Genomic DNA, 12276 nt, shown 5'->3' with positions numbered 1-12276 from the left:
TTTATAAATGTGCTATGTAAATACATTCTGCTTTGTTTTTCTGCGTTTATACTCAGTTGGGAATAACCATATATTTATTTTAGACCTAACAGGTTTTTAAAACCTGTTAGGTCTAAGTCTTTATATAATTATAGGAAATTATTTTTTGTGTTACTGTCTTTGCATTATGGTATTGGAGTAGGCGCGAAGTCACAGACATTCGCGCAGCAACCCGCCGTCTTTAAGTACGTTTTTTGTAAATACTTCGAGCAGCTGGGGGAGACATATCGCCAGCTGGAAATTTCAAAATAAAAAAGCAACAATTTTACTTGTTGCTTTTCTGTTTTTACTTGTATTATTTGACTTTGATTGTGGGCACGGAATGCAATTCCGCGCTATCGTACGTAGAGACATATCCGCGCGATCGGGTTGGCTTAACATTCAGAAATTTATTCCATCCTTGTCCTGCGTCACCAGCAGTGGCTCGTATTTCATTATTTAAAAATTCCGCCCATTTTTTACCTTCTTTATCAGTATGAAACTACAACCTCATAATCCAATTGTACAAATTCAAAACCTTTTAAATTTGCATCTTCAATTATTTTCTTTAAATTACCGGAAACAACTGTGTCAGAATTTATTTGGTTAAAAAAGAAATCATAATTACCATTTATTGATAATTTTTTCAATAATAACTTAGATGTGTATACTTTTCTTGCTTCTCTCTTTTTAATCCAATACTCATCTTGAGTTTTAATTATAAATTCTTCATCCTCTATTTTAAAAATGCTTTGTGGTAGATTAAAATTATCAAAAGAGTTAACTCCGTATTGGAAAAGCCAATATTTCAATTCTTTTTCCTTATATAATAATAACGTTTCATAAAAATTAAAAACGGGAGCGATATTAAAATCTTCTAATATATTTTTAAAATCATTTGATAAATAATAACCTATAATAGTGTTTGCTTTACCAATTAGATTATGAATATCATTTAATTGAAAATCCCAGTATTTTTTCTCATCATAACTTTCTAAGAAAAAATGCTTTAATAAGGGAATTTCTTTATGAAACTCTCCATCTTTTAAAATATTATAATACTCTTCTCCTTTTAAAACTTTATCCCCACTAGCGCTACTTGCTACTCTTTTATTAGCATTATTAAAAGCGGGTGCTACTTTGTAGTATTTCATAAATCAATAATTTGATTAACATCTTTATTTCCTAATAAAACTTCATTTTCTAATTTGCTTTTAGTACTATTTATTAAATCTTGAATTTCTTCAAAAGCATCTTTATACTGTGCTGGAGTATACTGATTTAAAATTTTATTTATTTCTTGTTCAATTGCAGTGTCATAAGCTGGATGATTAGTATGACCATTCAAATCAATAGCAGCTTTTTTCTTTTGTAATGGTATCCCCGATAGCGCGGATTTGCAATCCGTGCCCACAAAGCAAATCTACATGAAACGAAATAAACCCCAATCGCTGTGGTATACAAAAACATGTTATTAAAGAAAGACGGTTTTTAAAACCACACTAAACTTTATCGCGAACTGATAGCGCGGATTTGCAATCCGTGCCCACAACGATGAGCCACAAACATAATCCCTAACCTCATTCATACCTACACGAGAACAAAGAAATACAAGCTATGTTTTTTTATAGCTTTTATTGTATTTTTAAATAAAAAAAATGTCAACAAAATATAAAGCAACAACAACAGATCAGGCATATTTTATAACTATTACAACAGTAGGTTGGGTTGATATATTTACGCGACTCAACCAAAAGTACAATATTGTTAATGCTTTGCAATATTGTCAGGAGAAAAAAGGACTTGAGATTTATGCGTATTGCATTATGCACAGTCATATCCATTTAATGTGTAAAGCCACGAATGGTTTTATTTTATCTGATGTCATGCGTGATTTTAAAAAATTCACTTCCAAGAAAATTATTCAAACGATTAAAGAGGAACCAGAGAGTCGCAGGGAGTGGCTTTTGGCTTATTTTGAACAAGCCTGTGCGCATCTAAAGAGAGATCAAAGCTATAAAGTATGCTTCGCCAATTCGCACTTTCAGGCTCGGGTGGCAAGACGGCTATCATGCTGAAATAATAGAAACCAATTGGTTCATAAAACAAAAAGTGAATTATATCCACAACAATCCTGTAAAAGAGAAAGTAGTTAGCTCACCAGAGGATTATTATTTTAGTTCTGCTAGAAATTATGCGGGCTTAGAAAATGAATTAGATGTCGTAATGTTGGATTTATTTTAGATTGTTGATGCACTGTGTGGGCACGGATTGCAAATCCGCGCTATCGTATGCAGAGACATATCGCCAGCTGGAAATTTCAAAATAAAAAAGCAACAATTTTACTTGTTGCTTTTTTGTTTTTACTTGTATTATTTGACTTTGATTGTGGGCACGGAATGCAATTCCGCGCTATCAATATCGAGAATGCTCGTCATATCCGAGCCATCGGGGTTTTTAAAACCTGTTAGGTCTAAGTCTTTATATAATTATAGAAAATTATTTTTTGCGTTACTGTCTTTGCATTAGGGTATTGGAGTAGGCGCGAAGTCAGAGACATTGGCATAGTAGGCTGTTGGCAATAGTTGCAAACGATTGCCAGCTGGAAATTTCAAAACAAAAAAGCAACAATTTTACTTGTTGCTTTTTTGTTTTTAATTGTATTATTTGACTTTGATTGTGGGCACGGAATGCAATTCCGCGCTATCAATATCGAGAATACTCCTCATATCCGAGCCATCGGGAGTCAATATCGAGAATGCTCGTCATATCCGAGCTATCGGGATTATTTGACTTTGATTGTGGGCACGGAATGCAATTCCGCGCTATCAATATCGAGAATGCTCGTCATATCCGAGCCATCGGGTTTTTTCTTCTAAATATTATAAATAGGCTCAACACTTTTTAATCTTTCTTTCAATTTTTCATAATATGGAAGCCATTCCTCGTATCCAACTTCATTAAATTTTTCATTCATTTTTTCTATTTTCTTATAAAAATAAGCATCATTACACAATTTTGAAATTATTAGTCCTCTAAAATAAGCATCCAAAGAACCTGATAAAATACCTTTTTCTTTATTATTCCAATTTAAACCATTAGCTTCTAAGATATCCATTTCCGATAACACATTGGGTAAATAACTATATCTTTCTATAAATTTTGCGCCCTCGATTTTAAGATAATTTGTAATCCAATTTGTAAAAAAAGATAACTCAACCTCATTATTTACGTCATAACCTACCCCACTAAAATATCCCTCTGGCATTAGTGTATACTTATCTTGAATAGTAATTAGAAAATTCTTTTTTTCATCTATAAAAGAATAATCTTGATTTGGCTTTTTTATTTCAAACATTATATCTTCTACAATTGGCAGGGAAATGAGAATCTTTGAAAACGAAATTTGTCCTCCATCTTTAAAGTTGAAAAAAAACGATATTATTTGATTCTCTTTTTTTAAAACAAAAGTAGGATCTAAACCTGTTTTTACTAAATAATAGCCTTTTGGTTTTAGTAATTGTAATAATTTTTCAAATACAAATTCTTTTTTATCTGATTTTTTCATAGTCTAGTTTACTTTTATTATTTTTTCAATAGTAACATTTGCAATATTATCTGTGCCAGCATCTGCAATTTTAAATATCTTATTTTTCGAAACAGTCAATGGACCTTGACTAGGTATTAGCCAGTCGACTTTATATTTAATCGTCATATTAGTTTGTCCATTTATTATTGCACCAAACCCTTCTTTTTGACGTTTAGTAAAAGCAGTAGTTGCAGACAGTTTATTTTCAATAATTATTACATCGGTAATTACTTCATCGGCATTTTTTCTAATCAACATGATATCTGCTTTCATAAATCCGCCAGTAGTTACAAGAGGAACTTCTGTTAATACATCGTAAAGCTCAAGTTCTTTTGTTGTTAAACCTAAATTTTCAGCTAAATCTTCAAATAATTTACCAGATTTAAGTTTTATTGCATCTGTTATGTTTTTACTTAAACGATTACCTGTTGCAACAACTTCCCCAAAATTAGAGAGTTTAGAGCTTCTGTTTATCCAATTTTCTAATTTTTCTTTAGAGGCAGATGAGGTTGTTAATTCTGCAATTTCATCAGGAAAATTTTCATAATCTGCTCTTGTAAATTTATTTTTATGACCGACAATTGCTTCAGCATATCGACTATCTGCATTTAGTAATGCTACAAAGTCACTATCACAATCATCTAGAAATTTGCTAAGTGTTGCTCCTGCTTTATCATCAGTAAGTTGAGAAATAAACTTTTGAACATCGGGACTTAGTTTTTCAAACTTTTTAAGATAGATAGCATTTTTAAGAACGTAGGTACTTCCTCCATCATATAAGCGCTGATAAACGCTCATACCATCTTCGCTCTCATCTATAAATTTTTTAAAATCGGCACTACTTGTTTCAAAATCTTTTTTGAATTGAGTAAACCAACATTGAGCATTTATAGTACAAATGCTCATTAAATTTATTATTATAAAAATAAATATTTTTTTCATTGATGATCTGTTTAATTGCATAGTATTGATGTTGGATTATTTTTTCTGAATTTTTTCCATCCATTTATTAATTCTGAATTTTCTTTGGATAATACTTTTATTATTTCGTCACTAGAATTACCAAAATCTGATATAAATTGTTTACGTAAATTTTCAGGAACCTTTTCTGCTATTTTTTCAATTTGAGCTAATGAGCCAACGGCATCAATTTGTTTCTCAAAAGCGGCAATTTGTTTTTCAAACTCTTGTGCCTGTTCTACACTTTTTAATTCTGATTTTGCAGCTCTAAACTCTTTAATAAGAGGACCTCCAATATCTTTCAAAGCTAATAAACCGTTTGGAATAGATAACAATAATCCTGCAACTCGACATTTTCGGGCAATATCTGGCGGTAAATATTTTTCAAGTCCGGCATCTAACAATAAATTTACACCTGACCCTGCTATATCTGCACCTACAATTATTTTTCTTGTCCAATTACCAGCAGTAAAAAACACTTTTACTTCACCTACACCAGTAGCAAATAATACACCATCAACTACTAACCAGGTAGTTTTTTGTAATTGCTCTGTATTTGCATTGTTTATTAATGCGTAGGCAACAATTGCTGGTACTAATATAATATCACCTTTGGGATGGTTAACACCATTAAATTTCATTTCACTGGCAAATTCAACAAAAACTAATTGATTATATGGTATGTTTAAGAAATTTTCTTTTGAAACAGAATAGTTCATCCCGCTATAGATACTACTACTCGGATAATAAGTATATGTATCCTTACTAAACTTTATATTCTTAGAATCTATAACAGCATCTGAGGATTTGTTGAAGAAAATACTATTGTCTACCTTAATGATTTTCCCTTCAATAATAGCTGTTTTAGAATCTACAACCGAAGGGTCTACGGGAGATGAAATTCCGGCAACAGTTGTCATGATTTTTGTAAAATTTTCTTTTCCAAGGAAATTATCAAATTTACTGTCTAAAGTTTTTAATCCAATATTGTTTATTAATAAGTTTTCAAGTTTAGAAATTTCATCTTGTTTGAATGATGCAATCAGCTTAATTATTGCATCTTCTTTATTTTCTTTAACAATTCCATTTATAAGAACTTTTATTGCTGTGGACTTTTGTTCTGAAGTTCTTTTTTCTAATTCAACAATACTTTCTTTTTGTATTTGATTTAAAATTTGTAATTCTGTTTTTTTATTTATTTCATTCCAAAAAAGTTCACTATCTATATTTTCTGCTTTTATCAATGCACTAAATTCTTGATACATTTTTTTGAAATAATTTTCAAGATTGATATTGCTGGAGTAATCAGATTTTAATTTTGCATTTTCAGATCTATTTAAAAAGTATGTCCATTCAAAGGTCTTTTTTATAGTAGTTCCACCTTGACTAGGTCCGGCATTATCGGTAATGATTTTAGGATTTTCCCAATTATTAATGTCAGTAAATTTATCAAAGGCTTCTGGATAGTTCTTTCTTATTTGCGCTATTTTAAGAATATAAAACAACTCTGGTTTTTCACAGTAGTTTTTGGTCATATTTACAGTATTTTGATCATAACTCCAACGTAATCCTTCATCGGATAATTTAAAAGACTGAGATATTTTTACTCCTGCTGTTTCTAAAGCTGGATTATTTGCAGAGAAAGGAACAAAAGGAAATTCATCAATTGCTGTTAAGCTTGCTTTTGAATTTGCATTTGAAAACATTGCTAAATCGGATTTTTTAAACTTATAAATTTTACCTTCATTACCACAAGGAATAAAGACAACAACTCCATCAATAATTTCAGGCTTTATATCTTGAAATTCGTATGCTATACCTTTTTCATTTTTATATTTGCCATCATTAAAATTAATTTTATAAGAAGTTCTGGTTCCATTAAGATTAATTACAAAACCATGAAGTACACCTGGAGCTTGATTTCCGCTTGATTGATAATCTGTTGTACCGTAATTAAAAAGGATCTGTTCTAAATTAGTTTTTGTCAAAGTAACTATTTCTCCATGATAGGAAAGAAAAGAAAAACTTCCTTTAGTTTTATCTTTAGGATCTTTATCCAAATTCAAAAACTTATCATCAATAACTGTCCAGTAACTTGCCCCTGCACTACTTCCTTGCGTAAACTGATACAACTGCAATCCTGGTGCGTGCATGATTTCCCAATCATTATGATTGACTGTAGTACCATCACCATAATCCATAAGTAGATCTGTGCTCCCCTTAGAAGTTCCATATTGCTTAAAAGGATGTTGTAGCCCAAATACACCATGACCTAACTCATGCGCGAGTGTTTTATTTCTACCATCAAATACAAAACCAAATTGTCGTTTTAAGGGCATAAACCCTGCATCCTTCTTTACTGTTCCTTCCTTAGTGTAGAGCATGTAGTAGGTATCAGTGGCGTACTCTGCGCCGAGCTTTGTTTTTAAAGCTACCGTTATGGCTTGTTGTTCAGCGGTGTAGGTGTTGAGTAAGTCACTATTGCCTGTTTCAATTGTATCTTCCCAAAAGTGGTCTAAGATAATGGGTTTAGTATTAACATTAAACGTTATCCCTGTAGGTTCATAAATTTGATTTAGCGTACCGGCTGCATCTTCTGGTATTGCAGCTCCATTCACACTTACCAAAGTCACATTAACTTTTTTATGAGTTAGATGCCATAAATTAAATGTACCTGCTATGTCGTATTTAGCACTGTTTTTGCTATCCGTGGGTTTGATTGGGTTAGTAGCTCCTGGTTGTGCACTACCTGTAGCATTTTGCTGTACAGCAGGTGTAGGTCTTACTGCCGCAATAACTGTTTCTTTGGCGTAATCTAAAGTACGTTTTAGTTGTAATCTTGCTGTATTTTCGTTCCAAGTACTTTTTATTAAAGTACCATTTTGGGTTTTGAATACGATATCATCTTTTGTTTTTCCGTTTTTAAAATCTACCGTGGCTACAATAACATCTGTGGAGTCTGGCCTGTTTGAAATGGCTTTAAAAGGGATGCTATACGTGCCACCGCTCTTTTGAGGAATTGATTTGTAGCTTTTGCTTAGTTTACTATTTTGTGTGGTAGGTGCTGTATCAAAAGCATATTTTCCGTCACCTTTAGTAAATATAACGCTCACATCTGCCGAAGAAATTTGTTTTACAACACCGCCTGCACCCATACCATTTGTGTTTGCAGCCGTTGGGACTCCGCCTGGTGCCAATTGTCCTGATGGTTTTATAGGTCCAGCTTGAGCATTGGCAGGAATTGTATATTGTGTACCATCTTTATCAGTAATGACAATATCATTAACTGTTTTATCTATTACAGTAACCACATCTGTCTTACTAGTAATTGTTATGCTGCCGTCTTGATTTTTTATAACGGTTTTAATATCAAAATCAATTTCATAATTGACCACATTGCCCGCATCTCCAAAAACTTCGTTAAATGCAGGGTCAAGATCAATCATGCTTTTCCACTCGGGGTCATAGCTTGCTATAATGGAACCCGATATGAGTTTAAAATCAGTGTTTACACCAATGTCACTAAAGCTAACGGCTACGCGAGTGTACTGTCCGATATTTGTGGAATAATCCGGTACCATTCCCGCTAGCGCATTTGCCTTATCACTTACTAATGCTGCAGTGTTTTTAATTTGATCTGTAACCCCTTGCGTAGGATTATTTATTGTTTGACCCGTGATGTCTTCTACTTTAGTTGCTGCATTATTAATTTGGGTTGCACCGTGGTTTGCAAGTGCAGTAGCAACTGTAGCAGCATCTGTTACGATACCTGCGGCTTTTTTTGGAATTTCTGCTAGGTTATCTGCAGCATCAATTAGTTTTTTGTATCTTTCTAATAGTGGTATTGTTACATAACCCTCACCGCTAAATCTGCCGTTACCACCCGTGGCCTCAATCACAACAATAGGGAAATCACCCGCTTTGATCACATCATTTGCGACCAAATTGTCTAATGGACTTAGGTTACTTAAATCAGTAGGATCAGGTACTATTCCACAAGTTACAAGGGCAATTTCGTCTTGAGCCAAGGTGGTAAATTCTTGTATGCTGCTGTGTATATATTTTCCTTTTTCGCAAGAGGCTCCTACGGAGTACTCGTAGGTGGTGTTGGGTTTTAAGTTGGCCAAAGTGGCATTCTCACGTGGAGTTTCAAGAGGATACCATTGTGAGTCGGCATTTTTTTCGCGGTAGTTTACTTGGTAATCAAAATTATCAAGGGCGCCGCTCCAGGTTATTTTGGCTTGGTTTTGGCTTACACCATCTGTAGTTACTTGTAAGGGTGCTGTACAATAGACATCATAACTAAAGGAAAAAATTTCGCTATAGCCATTGTTTTTAAAAACCCCAATCTCCTCGGCACCCACAATTGCTTTGGCCTTAATGCGCCATGCATAGGTTTTTGTTGGTATTAATTGAGGTGCATCAAGACCATATAGCAGCGTAGTGGCACGTGTGGTAGTAGTGTAAATGGGCTTAGAGTACGCAAAAGCGTTTTGTATAGGAGTATTTTTATCAAAGATTTCAATTAGATCAAATTGGTATTCCACATTACTTACATTTTTAGTTCTTGGTATCCAACTAAAAATAATGTTTTGAATGTTTTGCTGTATGATGCTAGCCTTATTCAATGGTAAGTTGAGTAAAGGTGGATCATTCTGAAAAATAGTAGTGATGACATTGCTTTTGCGTGACAGTTTTTGTCCGGTAGCTACATCATATACCTCAACTGAAAAGGTATATATTCCCTCTGGAATAGGTTGGGCGTATTGATTGGGGGTTAACCCTATCAAGTTTCTAAACTCAAAATAAGGCGCTAGTTGCGTATTATTCAATAGCTCAGGCACACCACCCTCTAGAAAAAGCGGTTGTGCACCTACTACAAAATCATTGTTCATAAACGAAATTCCGTTGCCTTGCCAATAGCATTTTAAGCGTACTTGTCTTCGTGCAATGGTTAAATCGTTCAGCACGATTTGTATCTTTATGGGGCTATTGCTTGTAGCAGCATCTGCATAATGGCGCCAGTAAATTGGCGAAGGCTGATTCATTTGCGTGCTTATAGTAACTGGCAATGTTTGGGCAAAGCCCGTAATTCCTGCAAGTAAAAGTAAAAAGATAAAAAAGTAGGTTTGTTTTTTTAGCATTTTAGTGGTGTATTTGTTTTCTATCCAGAGTTTGTTATCAGTACCAGCGATGTCGTTTTTTTTGCCCATTTTATTTCTGAAGGTATTTAATATTAACATCATCACTGCTTGTATTTTTTGAAGCTAAATCATGGTAAAAAGGAATCAATTTCATTTCAATAGCACTTATGATTTCTTCGGATGTTTTTTTATTTTTTAATAGTTCAAGTGTGTTATCAATAATTTGAGCACTAAAAGCAGATACGTACTTGTTTTCTTGAATAGCATTAGCTTGCATTTTTGCGGCCAATGAAATTTCATTGTACATCCAGCGGTGTCTTACTAATTTGTTCTTATTTTGTTCACTTTTTTTAACCAAACTTACATACGATTTATACCCGTTTTTATTGCTTATTTCTTCCTCTTTTTTGTCGTGAAATGGGTGCATGTTTATTCGCCCTACTAGAGATAGGTATTCATTTTCAAGGCTCTCGTCTTTGTTTTTCATATCCTTTTCTAGCTTTGTATACGCTTGCACTAAATACTCCTCATACTTAACAATGTTTTTAGTACTGCTATCTTGCGCTATTAAATAATCTAAGACTTTGTTTTTAAACTCTTTATCATCAGTTGCTTGATTTATAGCTGAAAATAGTTGCTTTAAATTAGATTGATCTGGTTGAGATAAAAGAGCAGTATTGAACTGATTAGCATCCAGCTGGTTTAAAATTTCGGCTCTATTGCCTTGATACGTTTGGCCTTTATAAAGAATCCTTATAGCTGGCTTAGCAGAAATACTGTCTTTTTGCTCTTTAGTTTCGGCTGTTTTAGTAGGTCTCAGTTTAATTTTATCAAAAGAATAGGAATAAGATAATGTGGCTGTAATATCTTTGTTTTGAGCTGTTTTAGTATTGTTAAACAGGGAAATAGCATTGAAACTAAAATTGTGTTTTTCTTTATAAATATAAGATCCATTGAGTCTAAAATTAAAGACGTCATTTTGTTTCATGCCATTATTACTACTTGTATTGTAGCTTATAGCGGCCGATGTATTTAATTTTTTATCAAAAAAAAGTTTGTTTGCTGCAAGTGTTGGTCCTAGTATCAAGCTTCTACCAGTATCTGTTATTCCTAGTGTATTATTTACAGATGCAGTAAGATTTAAAGCCTTTTGAGGAAGTCCCACTAAATAGGAAATAGCGTTATTGTAATACGTTGTTGCGCCACCAGCAATGGTTTTTCCTTGTTGTTGATTTATGGCGTCTTGCATGCTAAAATTAGCATTAAAGGTGTGTTTAATTTTCTTTGTGTTTTTTAATAAATAATTTACAGACAATGAGGCACTTTTATTGACTTGTCTAAAATTAAGGGTATCGAGGTTCTCAAAGTTGGAAGTTTGATTGATAAAGTCAAATTGATTGCGACTATTAGTAAAAGACTGAAAATTAGAGTAATTAGCGTTTAAGTTTAATTTCTGATTTACCTTAACATCTGCAGTTACAGACGATACCAAACGTTTCATCTGACTTTGTTTTTGTTTGTCTAAATTGTCTTTTTGTAACCCAAAATTCATGGCAAGGTTTACTTTGTTTTTTAATACGGTTTGTGTAGCATTTACAGTTATGTTTTCTAAATCATTGTTAAAAAAATAGCCTCCTAGGGTTCTGTAATTAGGATCAATACGCTCATATCCTAGTCCTAAAGTTCCGTTACCAGCTGGGTAGGCTAGTTGTCCTCTAAAAGCATTATAATGTGCGGTTGTTGAATTAGGGTTTAAAAATAAAGAGGCATTAATTTTTCTTGTAGCTCCTGTTTTTTCTCTAATGTCTTCGGTGACACTGCTGGTGGCGACTTCAGTAGTAATTTGTACTTTTTGAAAGAGTTTAAATGCTGTTTCTAAACTTATGGCTGTGTTCTCTTTTGGAGTAACTCCTAATTCAAATGGAAATAATGGATTAATGGAATTAACTTGGTCTTTTGCTTTAAAAAATGTAACTCCAATGTTTACTTTTTCTAAAGCATATTGCGTTTTAAATCCATATCCAAATCTTTTGTAGGTAGGAAGTAGATCCGGGAGGTTGCTGTTGTACTCATTGCTTCGTAATAATCGGCCGTACATGGCACTGATTTTAAACTTTCCTTGTGGGGTCAAATCAACACCAAACCCTGTAAACTGATGTCCACTTAAAGTATACGGAGAAAAACTCATACTGGCATCTCCTATATGTGCCGTAATCCATTTATATGACGGATGAATGCTTAATCGATTCATTAAAACAGGTTTCCCATAACCTAATTTTTGATTGGTATACGAGAAAGAAAATGGTAAATTATATAAGCCCGCAATATTTAGATTGATATTACCATTTAGGAAATAATTAAAGGGATCACGGGTAGCACTGCCAGAGTAAAAAATACTACTAGCTGATGCTCCTCCGCTTACGTTTATTAATTTGCTTTTACCTACTTGCTCAATATTAAAGTTTTGTCCAAAACTTATGACACATTTCAGGAAAAGTAATACTATTATAATTCGATTAAAGTTCATTATTTTATGGTGAGACTTTAGAAAGTAAAGTCTTTATT

Annotated in this window: 6 protein-coding genes and 1 pseudogene; 1 reads left to right on the top strand and 6 read right to left on the bottom strand. The window is 33.2% G+C overall.

Features of this window, described 5'->3' with window-relative positions; genetic code table 11:
- Positions 1 to 509: 509 nt before the first annotated feature.
- The gene (locus tag IQ05_RS03435; protein ID WP_144889856.1) at positions 510 to 1172 is read right to left on the bottom strand and encodes an imm11 family protein; all 663 of its coding nucleotides are present in this window, start codon (positions 1170 to 1172) and stop codon (positions 510 to 512) included.
- A complete protein-coding gene (locus tag IQ05_RS03430; RefSeq protein ID WP_208653344.1) occupies positions 1169 to 1432 on the bottom strand; it encodes a hypothetical protein in 264 nt (87 codons plus the stop codon). Before IQ05_RS03430 ends, IQ05_RS03435 begins: the two co-directional genes overlap by 4 nt.
- A 244-nt stretch (positions 1433 to 1676) precedes the next feature.
- Between IQ05_RS03430 and IQ05_RS03425 the strand changes: the two are divergent.
- Positions 1677 to 2262 (top strand): annotated as a pseudogene (locus IQ05_RS03425) (REP-associated tyrosine transposase).
- Between the two features lie 631 nt (positions 2263 to 2893).
- Here the strand turns inward: IQ05_RS03425 and IQ05_RS03415 are convergent.
- Genes IQ05_RS03415 through IQ05_RS03400 form a run of 4 tightly spaced genes read right to left on the bottom strand, consistent with a single transcriptional unit; the run spans position 2894 to position 12238 of the window.
- Positions 2894 to 3586, bottom strand: a complete 693-nt coding sequence (locus IQ05_RS03415; RefSeq protein WP_144889851.1) for a hypothetical protein — start codon at positions 3584 to 3586, stop codon at positions 2894 to 2896.
- A 3-nt stretch (positions 3587 to 3589) separates the two neighbouring features.
- Positions 3590 to 4549 carry a hypothetical protein gene (locus IQ05_RS15440; RefSeq protein ID WP_208653343.1) on the bottom strand — a complete coding sequence of 320 codons (960 nt, stop codon included), beginning with the start codon at positions 4547 to 4549 and terminating at the stop codon, positions 3590 to 3592.
- Between the two features lie 11 nt (positions 4550 to 4560).
- Positions 4561 to 9813, bottom strand: coding sequence for a fibronectin type III domain-containing protein (locus IQ05_RS03405; protein ID WP_144889849.1), 5253 nt, complete (start codon positions 9811 to 9813; stop codon positions 4561 to 4563).
- On the bottom strand, positions 9782 to 12238 hold the full coding sequence (locus IQ05_RS03400; protein ID WP_144889847.1) for a hypothetical protein: 2457 nt from the start codon (positions 12236 to 12238) through the stop codon (positions 9782 to 9784). The genes IQ05_RS03405 and IQ05_RS03400 overlap by 32 nt, the downstream gene beginning before the upstream one ends.
- Between the last annotated feature and the right edge of the window lie 38 nt (positions 12239 to 12276).

The sequence above is a fragment of the Flavobacterium tiangeerense genome (genome assembly GCF_007830355.1).
GTDB classification, from domain to species: domain Bacteria; phylum Bacteroidota; class Bacteroidia; order Flavobacteriales; family Flavobacteriaceae; genus Flavobacterium; species Flavobacterium tiangeerense.
The sequence above is the reverse complement of the archived record's forward strand: the minus strand, read 5'-3'. Positions and strand labels throughout refer to the sequence as shown.